This window comes from Actinoallomurus acanthiterrae (genome assembly GCF_054775715.1).
In genome coordinates, this window is record NZ_BAAHCO010000001.1 from 11905068 (window position 1) to 11925614 (window position 20547).

The 20547-nt window shown below is 68.7% G+C and carries 16 protein-coding genes, 1 tRNA gene and 2 pseudogenes; 10 read left to right on the forward strand and 9 right to left on the reverse strand.

The window, feature by feature from the left end; genetic code table 11:
* Positions 1 to 74: 74 nt before the first annotated feature.
* The 5 genes from ACYVF7_RS56040 to ACYVF7_RS56060 form a co-directional block, all read right to left on the reverse strand.
* Positions 75 to 1139: an integrase core domain-containing protein gene (locus tag ACYVF7_RS56040; protein ID WP_460356303.1), complete on the reverse strand. Its 1065-nt coding sequence runs from the start codon at positions 1137 to 1139 to the stop codon at positions 75 to 77.
* Positions 1140 to 1379: 240 nt separating this feature from the next.
* Positions 1380 to 2807, reverse strand: a complete 1428-nt coding sequence (locus ACYVF7_RS56045) for a site-specific integrase (RefSeq protein ID WP_460356305.1) — start codon at positions 2805 to 2807, stop codon at positions 1380 to 1382.
* Positions 2804 to 3403, reverse strand: a complete 600-nt coding sequence (locus ACYVF7_RS56050; RefSeq protein ID WP_460356307.1) for a GNAT family N-acetyltransferase — start codon at positions 3401 to 3403, stop codon at positions 2804 to 2806. Before ACYVF7_RS56050 ends, ACYVF7_RS56045 begins: the two co-directional genes overlap by 4 nt.
* Positions 3404 to 3931: 528 nt before the next feature.
* Positions 3932 to 4408, reverse strand: a complete 477-nt coding sequence (locus tag ACYVF7_RS56055) for a hypothetical protein (RefSeq protein WP_460356310.1) — start codon at positions 4406 to 4408, stop codon at positions 3932 to 3934.
* Positions 4409 to 4482: 74 nt separating this feature from the next.
* A complete protein-coding gene (locus ACYVF7_RS56060) occupies positions 4483 to 5148 on the reverse strand; it encodes a TetR/AcrR family transcriptional regulator (protein ID WP_460356313.1) in 666 nt (221 codons plus the stop codon).
* 194 nt (positions 5149 to 5342) lie between these two features.
* Here ACYVF7_RS56060 and ACYVF7_RS56065 point away from each other — a divergent pair, with 194 nt between their 5' ends.
* From ACYVF7_RS56065 to ACYVF7_RS56080, 4 genes and pseudogenes are all read left to right on the forward strand, one after another.
* Positions 5343 to 8555: a bifunctional cytochrome P450/NADPH--P450 reductase gene (locus ACYVF7_RS56065; RefSeq protein ID WP_460356316.1), complete on the forward strand. Its 3213-nt coding sequence runs from the start codon at positions 5343 to 5345 to the stop codon at positions 8553 to 8555.
* A 143-nt stretch (positions 8556 to 8698) separates the two neighbouring features.
* Positions 8699 to 9373: pseudogene (locus ACYVF7_RS56070) on the forward strand (alcohol dehydrogenase catalytic domain-containing protein); the annotation flags it as partial.
* Between the two features lie 226 nt (positions 9374 to 9599).
* Positions 9600 to 9737 (forward strand): hypothetical protein, encoded by a 138-nt coding sequence (locus tag ACYVF7_RS56075; RefSeq protein ID WP_460358667.1) that lies wholly within the window; start codon positions 9600 to 9602, stop codon positions 9735 to 9737.
* A 139-nt stretch (positions 9738 to 9876) separates the two neighbouring features.
* The gene (locus tag ACYVF7_RS56080) at positions 9877 to 10239 is read left to right on the forward strand and encodes a hypothetical protein (RefSeq protein WP_460358668.1); all 363 of its coding nucleotides are present in this window, start codon (positions 9877 to 9879) and stop codon (positions 10237 to 10239) included.
* Here the strand turns inward: ACYVF7_RS56080 and ACYVF7_RS56085 are convergent.
* Entirely contained in the window at positions 10190 to 12307 is a 2118-nt protein-coding gene (locus ACYVF7_RS56085; RefSeq protein WP_460356318.1) for an ATP-binding protein, read from the reverse strand. The two genes, ACYVF7_RS56080 and ACYVF7_RS56085, sit on opposite strands and share 50 nt — an antisense overlap.
* Positions 12308 to 12713: 406 nt before the next feature.
* Here ACYVF7_RS56085 and ACYVF7_RS56090 point away from each other — a divergent pair.
* From ACYVF7_RS56090 to ACYVF7_RS56110, 5 genes and pseudogenes are all read left to right on the forward strand, one after another.
* A tRNA-Lys gene (locus ACYVF7_RS56090) sits at positions 12714 to 12804 on the forward strand.
* Between the two features lie 32 nt (positions 12805 to 12836).
* Positions 12837 to 12995 (forward strand): annotated as a pseudogene (locus ACYVF7_RS56095) (response regulator transcription factor); the annotation flags it as partial.
* Between the two features lie 141 nt (positions 12996 to 13136).
* Positions 13137 to 13745 (forward strand): RNA polymerase sigma factor, encoded by a 609-nt coding sequence (locus tag ACYVF7_RS56100; protein ID WP_460356319.1) that lies wholly within the window; start codon positions 13137 to 13139, stop codon positions 13743 to 13745.
* Positions 13742 to 14839 carry a CU044_5270 family protein gene (locus ACYVF7_RS56105; RefSeq protein ID WP_460356320.1) on the forward strand — a complete coding sequence of 366 codons (1098 nt, stop codon included), beginning with the start codon at positions 13742 to 13744 and terminating at the stop codon, positions 14837 to 14839. Before ACYVF7_RS56100 ends, ACYVF7_RS56105 begins: the two co-directional genes overlap by 4 nt.
* 144 nt (positions 14840 to 14983) lie before the next feature.
* A complete protein-coding gene (locus ACYVF7_RS56110) occupies positions 14984 to 16123 on the forward strand; it encodes a L,D-transpeptidase (RefSeq protein WP_460356322.1) in 1140 nt (379 codons plus the stop codon).
* Positions 16124 to 16429: 306 nt separating this feature from the next.
* Here the strand turns inward: ACYVF7_RS56110 and ACYVF7_RS56115 are convergent, their stop codons facing one another.
* From ACYVF7_RS56115 to ACYVF7_RS56125, 3 genes are all read right to left on the reverse strand, one after another.
* Positions 16430 to 17017, reverse strand: a complete 588-nt coding sequence (locus tag ACYVF7_RS56115) for a dihydrofolate reductase family protein (protein ID WP_460356324.1) — start codon at positions 17015 to 17017, stop codon at positions 16430 to 16432.
* A 4-nt stretch (positions 17018 to 17021) separates the two neighbouring features.
* Entirely contained in the window at positions 17022 to 17624 is a 603-nt protein-coding gene (locus ACYVF7_RS56120; protein ID WP_460356326.1) for a dihydrofolate reductase family protein, read from the reverse strand.
* A gap of 239 nt (positions 17625 to 17863) precedes the next feature.
* Complete coding sequence (locus tag ACYVF7_RS56125; protein ID WP_460356328.1) at positions 17864 to 18688, reverse strand: SCO6745 family protein; 825 nt, start codon at positions 18686 to 18688, stop codon at positions 17864 to 17866.
* A gap of 431 nt (positions 18689 to 19119) precedes the next feature.
* On the opposite strand from ACYVF7_RS56125, the gene ACYVF7_RS56130 reads away from it, so the two are divergent.
* Positions 19120 to 20493 carry a serine/threonine-protein kinase gene (locus ACYVF7_RS56130; protein WP_460356330.1) on the forward strand — a complete coding sequence of 458 codons (1374 nt, stop codon included), beginning with the start codon at positions 19120 to 19122 and terminating at the stop codon, positions 20491 to 20493.
* The last annotated feature ends 54 nt before the right edge of the window (positions 20494 to 20547 follow it).

The window sequence follows — 20547 nt, forward strand, 5'->3', positions numbered from 1 at the left end:
CCTCGTACACGGCCTGGCGCAACAATTCGTGCCGGAACCGCACCACGCCTGTGGGTGCCGAATATTGTGTCACCTCATGCGACCTGGGTGTATTCGTGGAGGAGGCCGCCGAGCCGGTCGCGTCGGATGACCTTGATGTCGGCGTCGACGTGATCGGGCAGTGCCCGCAACGGGCTGGCCTGATTCAGGGACCGGTGCGGACGATGAGTGTTGAAATGGGCCTCGTACGCGGTGAGTACCTTGCGCAGGTGGCGGGCGTTGATGATGAGGATCCGGTCAAGGAGTTCGCGGCGTACGCTGCCAACCCACCGTTCCATGATCGCGTTCATCCGCGGTGCCTGCGGAGCAGTTAGCACCACCCGGATGCCCTCGGCCTTGAACACCTCATCGAATGGGCCGGTGAACTTGCTGTCCCGGTCCCTGATCAAGAAACGGAAGTCGCTGGCCCGATCGCCCAGGTCGAGTATCAGGTTGCGGGCTTGCTGGGCGACCCAGCCGGCCATCGGGTTCGCTGTGACACCCAGTACGTGGACGCGGCGTGTGGCGTGCTCGACCACGGCGAAGCAGTACAGGCGGGCGAGTGCGATCGTCTCCACACTGAAGAAGTCGCAGGCCAAGATCCCGGACGCCTGGGCTTTGAGGAACTGTGTCCAGGTCAGGTCACCGCGTCGAGGTGCGGGATCGAACCCGGCCTTCTTCAAGATCGCCCAGACGGTAGCTGGGGAGACCTTCCGGCCTAGCCTGGCGATCTCTCCGGCGATGCGGCGATATCCCCAGGTCGGATTCTCGGTCGCCAACCGCAGGACCAGGATCCGGATCGTGGGCCGGGTGGATGGTCGTCCCGGCGCGTGCCTTGGGTAGGTCCAGCGTCGTTTCACCAGGTCGGCGTGCCAGCGCAGGAGCGTCCGGGGTGTGACGAACAGATGCTGCCGGCGGGTCCGGGGCAGTAGCCGCGCGAGCGCGGAAAGGATCGCCCGGTCCGCCCACGACGGCCGGGGAGTGGCGACCTGGCGGCGAAGCACCGCGAGCTGATGCCGTAACGCCAAGATCTCTACGTCCTTCGACGCCTGTGATCGAGCGAGCAGCGCGATCCACCCGAACACACGCACAGTGATCAAGTACAACAGCCGCAGAGCCATCCACCGATCGTGCCGGGGGCCGAGCCGCTGAGCGCGGCGAATCCCCAGATCAGGCCCGGGGACACGATATTCGGCACCACACGCCGCCACAGCGGTTGGAGCGAGCAGGGGCAGGGGACCGGGGCGAGTGGGCCCGTCGATGGTCAAGGCGCTGCGTCATGGCCGGGACGCCGACCCGGGCTGCGAACCCCGTAGCCCGGGCTTTTAATCCATAGGTTCTGGGTTCGAGTCCCAGGCGCCCTACCAGTCCTGACCTGCGGTTTCGCCTGCCCAGGCGGAGCTGTGTTGTTCGTGGTGGGGCCAGGGTGAGGCCGTGGTGGGGCCGAGCCGTTCACCATGTCGCGGCGGTCGGCTTCCCTGTACACGCCGGTGGCCGCTTGTTGGGCATCGGTCGAGGGCGCGTCCGCGCGGAGCGCTGATTCGGACGAGCGGGCGTGTGCTCGGTCGGCGTGGGTGGTGTGCTCCGGGTGCGTAGCGTCCGGCGTTCAGGATGAGCCGGGCGACGTCTTCGGCGGTTTTGCGGGCGATCTCGGGCACGACGGTGATGTAGGTGTCGGCGGTCAGCACGATGCTGGAGTGCCCGAGTTGGTCTTGGACGACTTTGAGGTCGGCGCCGGCTTGCAGGGCCAGGCTGGCGACCCCGTGTCGTAGGTCGTGGAGGCGGACGGGTGGTAGGCCGCTGGTGGCCAGGAGTTTGATGAAGTTGACCGACAGGCCATCGGGGCCGAGCGGGCGTCCGCAGGTGTTGGTGAACACGTAGCCGCCGCCGTCGGTGCCCAGGGCGGCGAGTTCGGCTTGTTGCCGGTGGCGGTGGCGGCGCAGGGCGGCGACGGTGGTGTGGTCCAGGGCGATGGTTCGGCGGCCGGCGTCGGTCTTGGGCGGGCCTTGGACGAGAGCGTTGCCGATGCGCTGGGTCTGTGAGGCGATGACCGCGATGCCGGCCTCCAGGTCCAGCCAGGATCGCCGCGCCGGCCCGCTCGACCGCCCGCCTGGGGGCGGGCAGGTGGATGTGGAACATCGGCGTCTGCGGAGGGTCAGGGTAGGCGTGGGCGTCGCCGTCGGCGTTGACGGCCTCCGCGATGGCGATCGCGTGGGCGCGGTAGGCGGGCATGCGGGAGGCCAGGGTGTCGAGGCCTGCCAGAGCGGCCAGGGCCAGCGGCCAGGCGTCGGCGATGCCGCCGCCGAGCCGCTGCCGCCACACCCTCGCGGCGCGTATGGTGTCCGCGTCCGTGGCCGGGGGAGTTCCCAGACCACCGCGGCCGGCAGCTCCCCGATCGCCGCCAGGTCCGCGGTCCGCATCAGCTCATGGGGATCCCCGGTGCGGTGGAACCACATCCCGTGGACGGCGCTGTAGCCCTGCTCCTCCCAAACGTCCAGGTGGGACTGCGGATGGGCGGCGAAGGCCCGGCGTCCGCGCCGGTCGGCGTGGACCCTCAGCGCGACCTGCTGCGCCATCGTCCCGGTGGGGAAGAACAACGCGGCCGGTTTGCCGAGCAGATCGGCCAGCCGCCGTTCCAGGACGGCGACCGGACCGTCGGGACCGTCCGGCGGGGTGTCCTCGTCGACCAGCGCGAGCATCCGCTCGAGCATCACGCGGGGCCGGCGACGGATCGGGGCGTGCAGGAACAGCGAGCGCCGCACGGGCGAACCGTGATCGGTCGCGGTCACCGTCCCTCGCCTTCAACGGATCCCGTCACCTGGAGGGCCAGGGCACCCTCGCGCGGGTGATGCGGCGACAGGAACACCACGATGTCCTCTGCGTCTCCCCGCACGTCCGTGACCTGATGCCAGCCGCACCTGCGGTAGAACGGCACGGTCACCGGTGACCGGGTGGAGATCAGCAGCCACGTGCCCCGACCCTCGTCCAACCCGGTCATCGTCGCCGGCAGACGCGGCCCGATACCCTGGCCTTGTGCCCGTGGGGAGACCGCGAGTTCGTCGATCTGCTGGGTACCGATGAGCCAGTCGGCGACCCGGTCAGGCCCGAGCTTGCTCAGTACGTCGCCGTACCGGCGATCGGTGGGAAAGGGAGCCAGGGTCCGCCACGCCGTGGCGAAGCCGACGGGTCGGCCATCGCCTTCGGCGACGATGGCGGCGAAACCAGGCCGGTGGACGGTCGTGCGCAGGCGTTCGATGAAGGCCGCGACGTCGGCTTCATCCTCGTTCCATGGCGGTGCGCAGAACGCCTCCCGGTACAGGCCGGCGAGAGCCTCGAGCTCCGCCAGCGCGGGCGGCCCATGGTGAACGGTGATGTCGATCGGCAACCAAGCCTCCTGGGAACGCGGGCGTGAAGCCCACAAGGAGAGAGCACGTGACACAACAGCTCGCCGCGCCTCCACGGCCATCGCCATCCCCAAGACCACGCTCGCGGCCGAGATCGAACGCGTCTGCGCCGGGTTGCCGGAGGCCGATCCGCTGCTCATCGCCAGGGCCGAAGATCTGGCCGAGGCCGCACGACGGGCCGCGACGCTGGTCATCACCGACCCGGTCTACTCGACGGCAGCGGCACGGCTGTTGGCCCGATCGACCGCGGAGGAGACCGGGCCGGTCACGTTCGCCGAGTCCGTGGCGGCGGCGCATGGGCAGGGGCTGCTGAACGAGGAGACCGCCGGGTTCATCGGCTGGGGCGGACATCACGGATGTCCGCCCCAGCCGCCTTGGAAGAACTGCTGGGCAGGGTGCTTCGTACGGTGCGGGCCGCGGCGGTCACGTTCTTCAGGGACGCGCGGACTTCAGGCCAGCCACGGACGCACGAGAACTGACCCTCAGGGGAGACGGGTCGTCGCCCTCCGTCAGAACAGCACTCCGTTGAGGAGAGTGGCCACCGCTATCAGAGCGACTGCGGTGCCGGTCTCCGTCACCGCGATGAGCAGCCCCAGGTATTTGCGACTGACGACTCGGGACAAGCTGATCAGGCTGTTCTCGTGGTGCCTGGCGGCGGTGGCCTGGTCGGCGAGTACCTCCCGTACGCCCGCCGGGCTGAGCCGGGCGTACAGCCGGATGGAGCCGAGGTGCGGGCTGATGACCGTGAGCAGTGTGAGGGTGGCGGATGCGAGCATCAGTCCGGCCACGCTCAGCAGGACACGGGCCAGGTCCGGGCCGTGACCCACCTTGGTCGCTATGAAGGCGAGGCCGGCCATGGTGAGCGTCGTCAGGGTCGCGCACTTGGCGTCGACGCGCGTCAGTTCGCCGCGTACGGCCGTCAATTCGACGCTGAGCAGTGATTCGGCGCTGGTCGGCGTTTCGGGGCCGGCCGGTGTCTCGGCCATGGTCGGGGGTCCTTCTCGTCGGTCTGTGCGCATAGGCGGCAATGCGTCGGCCGCGAGGCCTCGGTACCGCGGACTCAATGGTCGGCGCCCTGGCCGTCACGAGCGGCGGTGACCTGGATCTCCAGGCCCGTGATGATCGTGTCCAGCGCCAGGCGGAAGATGTGGGCCCCATCAGGGCCCGCATCCGTGGGCCCGTCTTCGCCGGCGGTGAGGTCGGCGGGCTTGAGGTGCGACCACTGGTGAAGCGCACCGTTGAATTCGGCGGTGAGGACACCGATGACGACGGCGCACATGAGAGCAGCCATCTGCGGGATTTCGGAGCGCGGTACCCCTGCGGCGTCCAGGATCTCGGTGAGCGCGACCCAGAACGGGTCTTCGGGCTGGATGAAGTCCGGCCGGCCGAACGAGTAGGTCATGAGTTTGGGGTGGCGGTGCGCCAGCGTCCGGAAGTCCGTGGCGAGCAGGCGGATGCGTTCCTGCCAGGGGGCGTCGTCCAACGTCACGGTGCGGAACCGGGCGCCGACCATTCTCGCCACGCCGCGCAGCAGGGCGTCCTTGTTCGGCACGTGGTGGTACAGCGACATCGGGTTCGCGTCCAGCTCGCTTGCGAGTTTGCGCATGGTGAGCGCCTCAACCCCGTCCGCGTCGATGAGTCGCAGGGCGGCCGTGTAGATCCCGGCCTCGGTCAGCGGCACATCTCTCTTCCTGGTTCCCCGCGCGGGGCGCTTCACCTTTTCCATACTCCGTACGGTATCAATTTCATACAGCGTATGGAACTGATCTAGGTCGCATGGCCAGGTGGGGTGCCGATGCGGCCGGGCTTGCACTCCACTTCCATACATCGTATGGTTTAGTTCCATACGATGTATGTTTCTATGGGTGCGCCGCAGCATCGACCGGCGCCCTCGCCCATGCCAGCGCGAAGGAGCAAGCCATGACCGCGAACGACCTGCGACCCATCCGGTCTCCGCGCGGGATCCCCCTCCTCGGACACACGCCGCAGATCCCTGGCACCAACCCGGTCGCGTACTTCGGTGAGCTGTCCGAGCAGTTCCCGGAGGGCATCTACAGCATGAAGATCGCCGGTATCGAGCAGGTCTTCGTCTACGACCCGGACCTGGTGGCCGAGATCTGCGACGAGACGCGGTTCTTCAAGCAGATCGAGAAGACGCCACTGAACCATGTCAGGGACTTCGCGGGGGCCGGCCTGTTCACGGCCCACCAGCACGAAGAGGAATGGGGCATGGCGCACCGGATCCTCCTGCCGGCCTTCAGTCAGCGGGCCATGAAGAACTACTTCGGGCAGATGCTGGAAATCGGCCAGAACCTGGTGGGCAAGTGGGAACGCACGGCGGGTCAGGCGGTCAACATCACCGACGACTACACCCGCCTGACGCTGGACACCATCGCCCTGTCCGGGTTCGGCTACCGCTTCAACTCCTTCGACGCGGAGGAACTGCACCCCTTCATCAACGCGTTGCTGGGCGCGCTGGTGGAGTCGCTACGGCGCTCGCAGGAGCTTCCGGCGATGACCAGGCTCCGCAAGGCCGACGCCGAGAAGTACCGCGCGAACATCCAGCTGATGCGCGAGCTGGTCGAGAGCGTGATCAAGGAGCGCCGTGCGGGCATGGGCGGCGGTGAGGATGACCTGCTGGGTCTGATGCTGCAGGCCACCGACCCGGAGACCGGCAGACCGCTGGACGCCGACAACGTCCGCGACCAGGTGCTGACGTTCCTGATCGCCGGTCACGAGACCACCAGCGGTCTGCTGTCGTTCGCCACGTACTCGCTGATGCGCAACCCACAGGTGCTGGCTCAGGCGTACGCCGAGGTAGATCGGCTGCTGCCCGGCGACACGGTCCCGGACTACGACACGGTCATGAAGCTGGACGTCGTCCCGCGGATCCTGGAGGAGACCCTGCGTCTGTGGGCTCCCATCCCGATGATCGCCAAGGCTCCGATCGAGGACACCGTCATCGGTGGCCGCTACCAGCTGAGGAAGGGAATGCGGGCCAACATCCTCGAGGGCCCGCTGCACACCCACCCCAAGGCGTGGGACCGCCCGGAGGAGTTCGACATCGACCGGTGGCTGCCGGAGAACCGGGCCGAGCAGCACCCGCACGCGTACAAGCCGTTCGGCAATGGCGTACGTGCCTGCATCGGCCGCCAGTTCGCGCTCACCGAGGCCCGTCTGGCCCTGGTGCTGGTGCTGCAGAAGTTCAAGTTCTCCGACACCGGCGACTACAAGATGAACGTCCGGGAGGCGCTGACGCGCAAGCCCGGCGGCTTCGAGCTGGTCGTCCGCTCCCGGCACGTGCACGACCGGACCGTCTTCAGCGTCGCGGACCCGCAGGGCGACGATGACCAGCAGCAGGCCGCCGTCAGCGGTGTCGGGGTTAACCTGACCGTCGCCTACGGCTCCAGTCTGGGCTCGTGCGAGGACCTGGCGCGTACCATCGCCGACCGCAGCGAACGTTCCGGGTTCGCCACCACGCTGATGAGCCTCGACGAGCTGGGCGACGACCTGCCCACCGAGGGCCTGCTCGTCATCGTCACCGCCAGCTACAACGGCAAGGCGCCCGACAACGCGCAGCGTTTCGACGACCTGATCGCCGCCGGGCTGCCCGAGGGATCGCTGTCGAACGTGCGGTTCGCGCTGCTGGGTGCCGGCAACACCCAGTGGGTGGCGACCTACCAGGCCTTCCCCAAGCGGATCGAGGCCGCCCTGCTGGCCGCCGGCGCCACCCCAGTGGTCGAGCGCGGCATCGCCGATGCCGCCGGTGACTTCGACGGCATGGCCACCCGCTGGATGGACACCCTGTGGGCGACGCTGGCCGAGGAGTACGCCGCCGACACCTCCGACGACGGCGCCCCGCGCTACCAGGTACAACTGCTCACCGAGGCCGCCGTGCGCCCCGCGATCATCTCTGAGCAGGCCTACCCCCTGACCGTGATCGCCAACGAAGAACTCGTGGTCGACCCGACCGGACTGTGGGACTTCGGCGTCGAGCCACCGCGCCCGTCCGCGAAGTCGGTCACCATCGAACTGCCCGAGGGCGTCACCTACGACACCGGCAATCACCTTGCCGTCTTCCCCAAGAACGAGCCGCAGCTCGTCGACCGTACGCTGGCCAGGCTCGGCGTCGACCACGACCAGGTGCTGCGGCTCGACCAGCCCGGCGGTGGCAGGACGCACCTGCCGGTGGGCACGCCCGTCACCGCCGGCCTGCTGTTCACCGAGTTCCTGGAACTGCAGGACGTGGCCACCCGAAGCCAGATACAGAGGCTCGCCGAGTACACCGATTGCCCCTGGACCCGTCCGCAACTTCAGGCCTATGTCACCGACACCGAGGAAGCCGAACAGCGTTACCAGGGCGAGATCCTCAACAAGCGCATGTCGGTACTCAACCTCCTGGAGCGCTTCCCGGCGGTCGACCTCCCCCTGGCGGTCTTCCTGGAGATGATGGGGCCCATCCGTCCCCGCTTCTACTCGATCTCCTCCTCCCCGCTGGCCGGCCCGCACCACGTGCGCCTGACCGTCGGCCTCCTCGAAGGGCCGGCCCTGTCCGGCGACGGCCCGTACCGCGGCGTGTGCTCGTCCTACATCGCGGGCCTTGAGCCCGGTGACGTGATCTACGGCTACGTGCGCGTCCCTTCCCCGACGTTCGCCCCGCCGGCGGACCCGAGCACGCCGATGATCCTCATCGGCCCTGGCACCGGGATCGCGCCGCTGCGCGGCTTCTTGGAGGAGCGCGCCTGGCAGCACGCCAACGGCACACCCGTCGGCCTTTCGCAGGTGTTCGTCGGTTGCCGCCACCCCGAGCATGACTACTTCTACCGGCACGAGATGCAGTCTTGGGAGCAGGCCGGGATCGCCCAGATTCACACCGCCTTCTCCGCCGTCGCAGGCCACCCACACCGTTTCGTCCAAGACGCCGTCACCGCTGCTTCCGACACCGTGTGGCAGGCCATCGAGGACGGCGCGTGCGTCTACATGTGCGGGGACGGCCGCCACATGGCGCCGGCCGTCCGCGAAGCCCTCGTCTCCCTCTACCGCAGCCACACCGCCGGCGACGACGAAGCCGCCCGGCAGTGGCTCGCCCAACTCGAATCCGACGGCCGCTACCAGCAGGACGTCTTCGCCTGACCCGCACACGCCGAGACCCGCGGCGCACATCACCAGCGTCCGCGTCCCCGCCCCTCCAGCACGCCGGCGGGGGATGACCTGTCCTCCTCCGTCGGCGAACCATCGAAGATCATCACGCACAGAAAGCACGTCACATGGACACCATGCTCGCCGGACGCTTCCATCTCGACACCAAGAAGTTCGCCGTGGAAGAGGTCCCCATCCCCGTGCCCGGCCCCGGCGAGGTCCTCATCGAGGTCAAGGCCGCAGGCGTCTGCCTGTCGGACGTACACCTGATCGACGGCACCCTCGTCCCGCTGTTCGCCACCTCCGACACGGTCACCGTCGGCCACGAGGTCTCCGGCGTGATCCACGCGCTCGGCCCCGACCTCAAGCGCGGCCTGTCCGTCGGCACCCGCGTCACACTGGAGGCCGGCAAGACCTGCGGCCAGTGCGCCGACTGCGTGCGCCGCCGCCCCTGCACCCGGATGCTCACCGCCGGCATCGACTACGACGGCGGCTGGGCCCAGTACACCCTCGCCCGCGAGGACACCCTCGTTCCCATCCCCGACAGCCTCCCGTTCGACCAGGCCGCGATCATTCCCGACGCGGTCTCCACCCCCTACGCCGCCATCGTCGCCACCGCAGGCGTCCGTCCCGCCCAGTCCGTCGGCGTGTGGGGCGTGGGCGGAGTAGGCGCGCACAACGTACGCCTAGCCCGCCTCGTCGGCGCCGCGCCGATCATCGCCGTCGACCCGCTGCCCAGCGCGCGGGAGCGCGCCCTGGTCTTCGGCGCCGACCTCGCTCTGGACCCGGCCGCCCCTGACTTCGCCGACCAGGTTCGCGCGGCCACCGCCGGGCGAGGTCTGGATTACGCCTTCGACTGCGCCGGGCATCCCGGCGGTCCGAGAGCAGGCCGCCTCCACACTCGGCCTGGGCGGCTCCCTGATCCTGGTCGGAATCACGCCCAAGCCGCTCACCATCACCGAAGGCCTGACCTTCAACTACCTGTGCAAGCAGGTTCGCGGCCACTACGGCGGCTTCCCCGAGTCCGTCACCGAACTCGTGCGGCTGACCGCAGCCGGCCGCCTCGACCTGGCCCCGTCCATCACCGACCACCTCCGGCTGGCCGACGCCGCCGAGGCCGTCCACCGGTTGGAGAACAAGATCGGCGATCCGATCCGCCTCATCCTCGTCCCCTGACACCGGCGACCGGGTCCGCTTCGTACCCACCCGAGCGGGGATCATCAACCTGTGGGACTACCGGGACGAGGAGTTCTCCTTCGCCGGTGGCCGGATCCTGCGCGGCGCCAACGGCTCCGGCAAGACCAAGGCCCTCCAAGTGCTGTTCCCGTTCGTGCTGGACGGCCGTATCGACCCCAAGCGGTTGAATCCGTTCGCGTCCGAGGACCGCACGATGAAGTCCAACTTGCTCTACCGGGGGCAGGACAGCGCGTACGGGTACGTGTGGCTGGAGTTCGCCAGCCCGCTCACCGGCGAGGCCGTGACCGTCGGCGCCGGGCTGCACGCCCAGAAGCACCGGGACCAGCCGAAACGCTGGTACTTCGTGACGGATGCCCGGGTCGGCGCGGACTTCTCCCTCGGTTACTCGGGGTCGACGAGCCGCAGGACGGAGGCGGCGAGGGTGTCTGCGGTCAAGATTTCGGCTTCTCATGGACGTCCGGTGTTCGCGACTCGCGGGTGAGCGCGTATGCGATGGCCTGGTCGATGGGAAGCCTGGTGCCCTCGTCGAAGAGTTCACCGAACGTCTGCTCTCCCAGGGCTGCTCGGGTCTGCCGGCTGCAGATCTCGTGGTGGACTGCCAGGTGCCGTTTGGTCGGGGGCTCGGCGGTGAACCGCCAGATCGCATGGGCGCAGCCGAGCAGCCGTGCGGCGCGTTCTGGGTTGTTCTCGGCCGCGGCGTTCCAGGCAAGGACTTCCAGGCAGTGCGCGATGCCCCACCGGTCGATGGGCGGCACGGTCGCTGCGAGCCTTTCCCGGATCAGACGGATGCCGCGCTCGTGGTCGCCGGTGAGCCACTGGGCGACGCCGTGAAGTCCCAGGGCGTGTGCGCGGGTCACCGGTGCGCCGGCTCTGTCAGCCATCTCCAGGCACCGCTCGCCGAAGACACGGCGACGGTCGGCGTCGCCGAGCAGAGCGGTACCGTCCATCAGGTAACGCAGCGTGTTCCACGCGCCCACGCGGTCATCGAGCGCCCACAATCGTGGCAGGACGTCCTCCAGAAGCGTGACCGCATGGTGCACGTCGCCGCAGCCGAGCGCGAGGATGCCGCGAAACAGGCTGCCACGGGTCCGGGCGGAAACGTCATCCAAGCGTTCGGCCAAGACGAGGGACTCGTCGATCAACGACCGCGCCGTCTGCCATTCGGCCAGCAGGAGAGCCAGCCATGCGTCGGCTTGCAGGGCCCTGACCCGTGCCAGGCTGGGATCAGGGTTCAACGACAGGGCACGATCGAGCCAGTAACGTCCCTCATGATGGCGGACCGACATGGTGAAATACGTCTGAAGGTTGCCGGCCATCTCCAGCCCAGCCCATGCCTGTCCGGGCTCGGTCATGCAGAACTCCAATGCCGCGCGCAGATTGGCGTGCTCGCGTGCGAGCCGACCGAACCCCTCCAGCTCTTCCGGGGTCAGGAACTGCTGCTCCGCCCGGCGGGCGACTTCGGCAAAGTGATCCCGATGACGCATCCGCACGAGCGTGATCTCGCCGGAACCGGCCAAGAGCTCCTTCCCGTACTCCCGGATCGGCTCCAGCATCCGGTAGCGGGCCCTTCCCCCGATCACCGTGCAGGTCAGCACGGACTTGTCCACCAAATCAGCGACGAGTTCCACCACCTGAGCGGCGTCGATCCCGGCATCGGAACAGACATGCTCGGCATCGTCGAGTTCGAACCCGCCGTTGAAAACCGACGCCCGCATCCACAGCCGCTGCTCTGGCGGCGAGCACAGGCGGAAGCTCCAATCGATCGCCGCCCACATCGTTTGCAGCCGCGGCATGGCCGCCTGCGCACCCGCACCCAACGTCTTCAACGGGTGTTCCGTCAGCCGGGCCAAGATTCCCTCGACCGGCATCGCTCGCACCCGTACCGCGGCCAACTCGATCGCCAGCGGGACGCCCTCCAGCCGCCGGCATACCTCAGTCACCGCCGCACTATTGGTCTTGGTGAGGGTGAACCCCGGCCGTGCGATCGCCGCTCGCTGGCCGAACAATCGCACCGCGTCGTTGCGGGCCGGCGACGATCGCGCTGGAGGCACCGGCAACGGTGCCACTTCCATCAGCCATTCTCCGGTGATCCCCAACGATTGCCGGCCGGTCGCCAAGACCCGCAGGCCCGGCGCAGCCGACACCAGGCCGGTTACCAACCGTGCGCAAGCGTCCACCAGATGCTCGCAACCGTCCAGCACCAGCAACAAGTCCTTGTCCGCCAGGAACAGCGTCAGCCCGTCCGCCGTGGCAGGCTCCAATTCGCCCGGCATCCCCACCGCATCAGCGACCGCCTGCCCCAGGAACCGGGCATCATCCAGCGCGCCCAATTCCACCAGCCATACGCCATCGAGAAAGGCGTCAGTCATCTGCTGGGCCACCCTCAACGCCAACCGGGTCTTCCCCACGCCCGGCCCACCGGTCAAGGTCACCAGCCGATGGCGCCGAAGCAACCGCTTGACCGCAGCCGCCTCGCCCCTCCGGTCGACGAAACTCGTCAATTCAACGGGTAGATTCCCCGCGGACCGCGCCTTGCGGGCACCCGCCATGGCAGCTCACCTCCGTGCCGGCTGACCTCCGGCCCCGCGACGAGCGAAACGGGAACCACTCATCGGATTCTTCCCGGCTACGCAGGCAGAAGAACCTCAAAGCCGCCGTTGGCCGCACACGGGCGCGACCCGTGACGACCTACGTTCGGGTCGCGCCCCCGGAGCGCGCGCGAAGGAGGGGACCCGAGGACAGACATGATCGAGCGCCTCGGGGTGGGCGGAGGCCCTGGTCTGCTTAGCAGGAGGTTCGGTGCATGGTCATCCACGCCCAACGGCCGGTTTGGGTGCTCCGCGGGTGCTCGTATGTCGCGGTACCGCCCGGCAGCACCCGATACAGAATCCGACCGGTGCACCGCAAAGCGAATGGCGAACGCGGATCAAATGGCACGTAGTGGTACTGTGAAATAGGACGCGATAGTGCGTCGAGTAGGGAATTCCTCCAGAGCTGTGGACTTTTAATCCATAGGTTCTGGGTTCGAGTCCCAGGCGCCCTACCACTCATCTGGTCGCTGAGGGTTCGGCTGATGCCGGTCACGTCCGTGCGGAGATCGCCACCGCCATGGTCCTCAGCGAGCACACGGTCAAGACCCACGTCAGCAACGTGCTCAGCAAACTGGGCCTGCGCGACCGTGTCCAGGCCGTCATCGCCGCCTACGAGTCCGGCCTCATCGTCGTCGGCTCCTCCTGACCGCCCCTGGCACGGGCAGACGGCCGGAGCGGGTGCCGCGGGACCACCTGCGCCACGACGACCACACGTCCCGATGGCGTGAAGGGTCGCCCGGCGTTCGGTTGAGAACAAGGCGACACATCCCCCATCAGAGGACCTCACATGGACGTGAGCCACGCACCGGATCCCGCGGCGGCCTCGCTCGGCGACGCGGCGGTGATCGCAGAGTCGTGGCATGAGCCTGAGCTGTTCGCCGAGATCTTCCATCGGCACTTCGCCGAGATCCATCGCTACGTGACCCGCCGGCTCGGTCCGGACGCCGCGGACGACATCGCCGCCGAGACGTTCCTCGCGGCGTTCCGCCGGCGCGAACGGTTCGATCCCGAACGCGGCGCCGTAGGGCCGTGGCTGTACGGCATCGCGACGAACCTGATCGGCCTGCATCGGCGGGCGGAGAAGCGGTTCTACCGGGCGCTCGCCAGGACACCCGCGGACGATGTGACGTACGGCCACGACGAGCGGGTCACCGCGCGGGTGACCGCGGGTCGTGTGGGGGCCGAACTCGCGGAGGCGCTGGCCGGGCTGTCCGCCGGCGACCGGGATGTGCTCCTGCTCGTGGCGCTCGCCGACCTCACTTACGAGCAGGTGGCACAGGCGCTCGGCCTGAAGTACGGCACCGTGGCGTCACGGCTGAACCGGGCTCGAAGAAAACTGCGGGAGGCGCTGGGCGGGGTCGACCCCACACTGATCAACGAGGAGTCGTCGTCATGAACGAGATGGACCTGGTCCGCGGGCTGCTTCGCGAGCCGCCTCCCCCGTCGCCCCGGACCACCGAACAGGCGCTGCGCCGCCTGGAGAAGGACCTCACCGGACCTCGCCGCCGTACGTCCCGGCCAGGCCGCCGGTGGTTCGCGGTCGGCTTCGCCGCCGCCGGTACGGCCGCCGCCGTGGCGGTCGCGGCCACTGTCACCGGCGGCTCGGACGCTCCGGTCTCGCCCCGCTCGTCCCGGCCCGTCCAGCTCTCCGCCCGGGAGATCCTCCTCAGCGCCGCGAGTTCGACCGCGAAGGCGCCTGTGACGAGCGGCGGCTACTGGCTGACCAGCGAACAACAGGGCACTGCCGTGGTCGTCGGACGGCCGTCCGACCGCTACGTCATCGAGCGCCGGATGCTGCTGAAGCAGTGGGTCGGGATCGGGCGGCGGCCGTCCTGGCAGGTCACCCGCGAGCTCGGCGCGCGTCCCCAGGGCGAGGCCGACCGGGCCGCATGGCGGAGGGCCGGATCACCCACGCGATGGACGTTCCCCGCGCCGTACACCCCTTGGACGAGTGGCGCCTCGCGGTGGAAGACCGAACGGCTACCTGTCCAGTTGACCTTCACCGCCGGCTCCGTCCAGGACGTACGGCGGCTACCGGATGATCCTGCCCAGCTCCGTACGTACTTCATGAAGAGGAAGAACGACTCCGAAGGGCACAACTCCCCCACCGAGTGGCTTTTCTCCAGCGCTTGGGAGGTCCTCCTGTCCGACCCGGCCTCAGCAAAGGTACGCGCCGCGGCGTACCGGATGCTGGCCGAGCTTCCCGGCATCCGGAGCGTGGGCCGCACGACGGACCCGCTCGGGCGCCCGGGCGTGGCCGTCGCCCTCGGCGACGGTGCTCCGAACGACCAACCGTCGACGGAGGAGCGCATCGTCGTCGATTCCGCGACGGGCGCCCTTCTCGCAGAGGAGACGGTGCTGGTCCGACCGGCGACCGGGCGGGCGGCGTCCGATCTCTCATCCGATCTGTCGGTGGAGTCGGCGCGCCCGGGCACGGTCCTGAACTACCGCGCGCTCCTCACGGCCACATGGACCGACACCGCCCCCTGAGCCGGCGCTCGCCGGGTACGGGACGACCGCCCGCGCCCGGCGAGCCGGAGTCCGGGCTCTTGCCGGCGGCCGGTTCAGACTGCCTGGCCCTGAACGCCCCTGACCTTCTACTTGAGTTCGTAGCACATCCTGGAGTCCCCTCGAATGAAACTCACCTATCTGGTTGCGACGGTGACCCTGGCCGCCGCGGCGGGTTGTTCGGCCAACGCGGCCGACACCAACGGCCGGGACGGGATCGCCGGGCCGGACGCGACGGTGCGGATCAGCGCCGCGGGCAACGACGTCCGCCCGGACCAGGGCGTCACGGTCACCGTGTCCGGCGGCACGCTGGAGACGGTCACCGGCGTTGCCGGTGCCTTCAACGCTGACCGCACAGCCTGGAAGACCACATGGACCCTCAAGCCCGGTGCGTCCTACAAGGTCACCGCCACGGCAAAGAACCAAAGGGGCAAGGTCACCACGGTCACCAGCGCGTTCCGTACGGCCAAGGCGAAGCAGACCGTCGGGATCGCGGACGTAACACCGATGCCCGGGGAGAAGGTCGGCGTCGGAATGCCCATCATCGTCGACTTCACCGGCCCCGTCGCCAACCGGGCGAATGTCGAAAAAGCGCTGGAGGTCAAGAGCAATAAGGGCGACGAAGGCGCCTGGAGCTGGAGCACGGACCGGCGAGTCGTGTACCGGACCAGGAAGTACTGGCATGCCCACCAGAAGATCTCCTTCACGGCGCACCTGACCGGTGTGCGGGCCGCCCGCGACACCTACGGAGTCCGTGACGTCTCCCGGTCCTTCAGCATCGGCGACTCCAACGTCACCGTGGCGAACGCGAAGACCCACTACATGACGGTGAACCACGACGGCACGGTCCGCAAATTCCCGATCAGCGCCGGAAAGGGCAACCTGCAATCCACCATCACGACCAACGGGATCCACCTCACGAAGGAGAAGACCCCGGTCGTGACCATGACAGCGACCTGCCACGGCCAGCCCGGCTGTGACGACTACCAGGAGAAAGTCAACCTTGCGGTGCGCATCACCGTGGGCGGGGAGTACGTACACCAAAGCGTCGGTGCGTACTACTACCTCGGCAAGCAGAACGAGAGCCACGGCTGCGTCCGCACGAGCCCCGAAGGCGCCGGATATTTCTACGACATCTCTCAGCGCGGCGACATCGTGGACGTGACCGGGACGACGCGCCCGTTCGCCGATGAGCCGTACGCCGACGACTGGAAGTACTGGACGGTCTCCTGGAACCGATGGCTCGCCGGCAGCGCCCTGCACTGACACCGCCGCCTGTCGACACCCGCCCCGATCACTTCTGGGGAGGACCGGTAAGAACGGGAGCAGCGGCCGGAACTACTCGTGGGACGCCACCCACTCACCGAAAGGCGCGTGGCGCCCACCTTCTCGAAGAGAGTTCTGTGGAAAAAGAAGGAAGTTCTGCGGGCGGCCGCCTGCTGTGCTTCCCGCGCACGCGGGGGTGGTCAAGGACTACGGCTATCGCCGATACATCGGTACGCGGGTTCGGCGCTCCGCGCCCGGTGGACCGCCGGCGGCGGGCCGCGCTCTGATCGGGAGGGACTTCGCGGGTCACGGGCGGCGGATGCGGTAGCGCAGATGTGTGACGTGTTGCGTGAGTTCCTCGACCTGCGGAGTGGTCAACCGGCGGATCGGGTCGAGTTCGATGTGCTCGGCCGGCAGGCCGTCGAACAGCCGGCGTCCCTGTTTGAGCAGGACCGGTACGACGTGTAGTTCCAGTTCGTCGAGCTGCCCTGCCCGCAGCAGCGCCTGCGCCGCCCCGGCGCCGTGCACCATCACGTCGCCGTCTCCGGCCGCGGCGCGGGCCTGTGCGGCGCACTCGCGGACATCGGTGAGGTAGCGGACGCTGCCCGGTGGCGGGTCGTCCGGGACGTTGTGGGTCAGTACGAAGACGGGGACGCCGTCGTGGTGGTCGCCCTGCCAGCGGTCGGCGTGTTCGTAGGTGCGGCGGCCAGAGATGACGGCGCGGGTGGCCAGCGCCTCGGCGTAGACCTGTCCGCTTGGTCCCGGGTCGTTGCGCCGGTCGAGCCAGTTGAAAAGGCGGAACCCACCGATGCCCATCGGCGTGTCCGGGCTGTCCTGCGGCCCGGTGACGTAGCCGTCCAGGGACATGGTCATGTACAGCCGGATGAGTGTCATCGCCTCAGCCTCCCGTCCGCACGCGGTAGCGCAGATGCGTCACGCCCGGTCCGTCCGCGGCACGGAGCAGTTCGAGTTCGAGGTGGTCGGGTGGCATGTCCTCAAAGAGCGGTTCGCCCTGTCCGATCAGGACCGGGACCAGGTGAATCTGCAACTCGTCGAGGACGCCTGCGGCGAGTGCCAGCCGGGCGGTGCGGGCTCCGTGGACCAGTACGTCCTTGTCGCCGGCCACGTCCTTGGCCATGTTCATCGCGGCCGTTACGTCGCTCACATAGGTGACCCTGGGCCATTGCAGCTCGGGATCGGGCTGATGGCGGCTCAGGACGAAGATCGGCACGCCATCGTGGTGGTCGCCGCCCCAGCCGTTGGCGAGCTCGAACGTCCGCCGGCCGACGACGACCGCCCCGGTGGCCATGACCTCGTCCATGACCTCACGGTTCACACCCGCCAAGTGATCGAGGTCTCTCCTGTGATCGGCGTCGGCGTCCGGCAGAAACCACTCATGCAGCCGATGCCCTTTGTCGCCGAGCCCGTTGCCCGGCGCCGCGTTCGGCCCGGCGATGAACCCGTCCACCGACATCGACATGTACAGCACGGTCTTACTCACGTTCCTGGTCCTTAATCAGTTCTTGGAGTTGCCATCCGGCAGACTCCTGGCAGGTGAGCGCTCTTGGGTCCTGGACGTTGAGTCCTGAGAGCTACGACGCTGGTCGCTACCGCTTCGATGGGCCCATCGTCCTTGACCGCGGCGGCGCCGTCGGCTGCGCCGTGCGGGTGACCCGCGCAACGACCTGCTCATCTCGGTGGCCGAGCCGGGGGTCGTGGCCGTCGCCCGCATGCGCCCGCTCAGTCGTCGACGGCCTCTACCGCGGCGGCGATCGGCTCGAGCCCGGCGACCAGCTCGTCGAGCTCGTCCGCCCTGAGCACGTCGTACGCCGGCGCCGCCAGCTCGTCGGTGAGGGCCTCGATCCGCTCCTTGGTCTCCCGGCCGGCGTCGGTGAACCCGCCGGCGGCGTCCACGAGGCCGCGGCCGCGCAGCCCGTCGACGACGGCGGCCAGCTGTGCCTTGGGCAGATGGTGGATCCGGCCGAACTCCTCCGCCCTCATTCCGAGGGAGAGAGCAAGGAGGACGTGGGCCTCGGTGCCGCCGATGCCGTGGGCGAGGAGGGCGGCGTTGTGGCCGTCCCCTCGATGCTCCCGCAGCAGCGTCGCCGCGTGCCAGAGCCTGGCCACCGGCTCCTCGGGCACGTCGAGCGCCCGGAGCCCGGCGTACAGCGCTCGGCCCTCGATCGGCGCGCTGACCGCTGCTCGGGTGGCGAGGTCGGCGACCCGCACCAGACCTGGGGAGTCGGCGAGCCCCCCGATCATCTGCCCCAGTGCGGCGGCGCTGCCCCGCTCGCGCACGGCGATCGCCTCCTCCGGGGTGATCTTCCCCCAGACCCACGGGATGTGGCGCGCCACCTCGCCGTCGGCGAAGTTGTAGAAGACCGCGTGCACCACCTCGGCCGGTGCCAGCCCCAGTGGCGCGGCCCGGCCCGCGAAGTATCCGTCCCAGTAGTTGCGCATGCCGAGGGCCAGGAACGCCTCGTTCGGCACCTTGGAGAAGGTGACGGTGGCGATCGGCTCGACGAGCTCGAACATGCGGTGGACCTTGGCCTGTGGGTGCGGCATCGGTCGCATCTCCTGTGGTCGTGGCAGCGCCCCTGGTGGGCGGCCTCTCACCCTTGCTACGAACGACGCGGCCCTGATCCGACAGCTCCGGTCGATTCTTCCGGGCAGTTTTTGGGTGTCACACGGACTCGGTCGCCGCTTGGTCGCCGTGGTCTGGTTTCTCGCGGCGGATCCGGTCGATGGCCTTGCGGTTGGTGGTGGTCAGCCAGGCGCCGGGGCTGACAGCACCTCGAGATGGCCCCAGCCTCCGCAGTGATCCCGCAGCGAAACGCCAGGTCACCGGGGTGGAGGGGTGATGGCAGCGCTCAGCGGGTGAAGCCGATGACCCCGCCCACCGGGCGGGGTTCCGTGATCTCCAAAGCTACTTCCCGGAAAAGCCGCTTCCTGAAAGGATCCGGTTACGCGAACACGGGTGTTCTTCTGACAAAGGGGTGCGGACGGTGGATGCTGATTATCTTCTGGGCGGCCGGTACCGGCTGGTCCGGGAGATAGGCGCTGGGGGGTTCGGCCGGGTGTGGCAGGCGCGCGACGAGGAGTTGCGCGTCGATGTCGCCGTCAAGGAGGTGTGGCTGCCGCCGGCCACGTCGGCCGCCGACCACGGGGAGCGGCTGGCCCGCGCCAAACGCGAGGCCCGCAACGCCGCGAAGCTGCGCGGCCACCCCAACATCGTCGCCGTGCACGACGCCCTTACCGTCGACGACGCGCCCTGGATCGTCATGGACCTGGTGCGCGGCCACTCATTGGAACAGCGCATCGCCAAGCGGGGGCGGCTGCCCGCCGGCGACACCGCGCGCATCGCCGCCGCGTTGCTGGACGCCTTGGCCGCCGCCCACGACGCCGGGATCACTCACCGCGACGTCAAGCCCGCCAACGTCCTGCTCGCCGACGACGGCCGTGTGCTGCTCACCGACTTCGGCATCGCCGAGCACCACGCCGACACCGGCCTGACCGCCTCCGGCACCATTGTGGGCTCGGTGGAGTACATCGCGCCCGAACGCCTCGACGGCAAGGCCGCCGGCCCCGCCAGCGACCTGTTCTCCCTCGGCGCCACGCTCTTCCACGCCGTGGAGGGCGCCTCCGCGTTCCGCCGTGACACCCCCACCGCGACCATCACCGCCGTCCTCCTGCGCGACCCCCCGCCCCCCGCCCACGCCGGGCCGCTCACCACACTCATCACACGACTGCTGGACAAGGATCCCCGCGCGCGCCCCGACATCGCCGAGGCCCGCCGTCTCCTCGACACCCCCCAAGCCGGCGAGTCCACCACCAAGCTCGCGACCAAGCGACTCACCACATCCACCGCGACGAAGGCTCCGCCCACCGCCTCCCGGACCAACTCCGACGACAGCAAGTCCTCAGCCCGGCCGAGCCCGGCGCCGAAAAAGGCGCCCCCGAGGAAAAATCCCGATCCCCTCCGAAGCATCTTGGGCGTCATCGCGCTTGTTATTCTCGGGATCATTTTCGTACCCAAAGTTATCCACCACATCAATACGTCGGGGACGCGCGCCGGATGCGCAGAAGTCAGGACCGCCTGGGAGCATCACAACCAGGCGGTCAGGGCCAGGACTGATCTTAATGTCGCTCCGGGCTACCGACAGTTGGGCGATGACATGGATTCGGCGGCGCAGAAGGCTACCGACCCTAACGTCAGATCGACGATCCAGGATCTCGCTGACGCCAGTCACGCAGTAGCCGATGACGTGGACCGAGAGCATGCCAGCGGCAACCCGGATGCCAGTGATTACAACCGCGACATGACGAAATGGGCCACTGCCAATAACAAACTCATAGGGGTCTGTCAATGACTACCGAACTCCGGCCCGCCGCTCCTGCGCTACGAAAAGCACTGAACGTTTTCA

What these genes read in the sequence shown, in the direction of transcription:
- ACYVF7_RS56040 (WP_460356303.1), bottom strand. Translation starts at nt 1,139, where the DNA reads ATGGCTCTGCGGCTGTTGTACTTGATCACTGTGCGTGTGTTCGGGTGG.
- ACYVF7_RS56055 (WP_460356310.1), bottom strand. Translation starts at nt 4,408, where the DNA reads ATGGCCGAGACACCGGCCGGCCCCGAAACGCCGACCAGCGCCGAATCA.
- ACYVF7_RS56060 (WP_460356313.1), bottom strand. Translation starts at nt 5,148, where the DNA reads ATGGAAAAGGTGAAGCGCCCCGCGCGGGGAACCAGGAAGAGAGATGTG.
- ACYVF7_RS56065 (WP_460356316.1), top strand. Translation starts at nt 5,343, where the DNA reads ATGACCGCGAACGACCTGCGACCCATCCGGTCTCCGCGCGGGATCCCC.
- ACYVF7_RS56085 (WP_460356318.1), bottom strand. Translation starts at nt 12,307, where the DNA reads ATGGCGGGTGCCCGCAAGGCGCGGTCCGCGGGGAATCTACCCGTTGAA.
- ACYVF7_RS56100 (WP_460356319.1), top strand. Translation starts at nt 13,137, where the DNA reads ATGGACGTGAGCCACGCACCGGATCCCGCGGCGGCCTCGCTCGGCGAC.
- ACYVF7_RS56105 (WP_460356320.1), top strand. Translation starts at nt 13,742, where the DNA reads ATGAACGAGATGGACCTGGTCCGCGGGCTGCTTCGCGAGCCGCCTCCC.
- ACYVF7_RS56110 (WP_460356322.1), top strand. Translation starts at nt 14,984, where the DNA reads ATGAAACTCACCTATCTGGTTGCGACGGTGACCCTGGCCGCCGCGGCG.
- ACYVF7_RS56115 (WP_460356324.1), bottom strand. Translation starts at nt 17,017, where the DNA reads ATGACACTCATCCGGCTGTACATGACCATGTCCCTGGACGGCTACGTC.
- ACYVF7_RS56125 (WP_460356328.1), bottom strand. Translation starts at nt 18,688, where the DNA reads ATGCCGCACCCACAGGCCAAGGTCCACCGCATGTTCGAGCTCGTCGAG.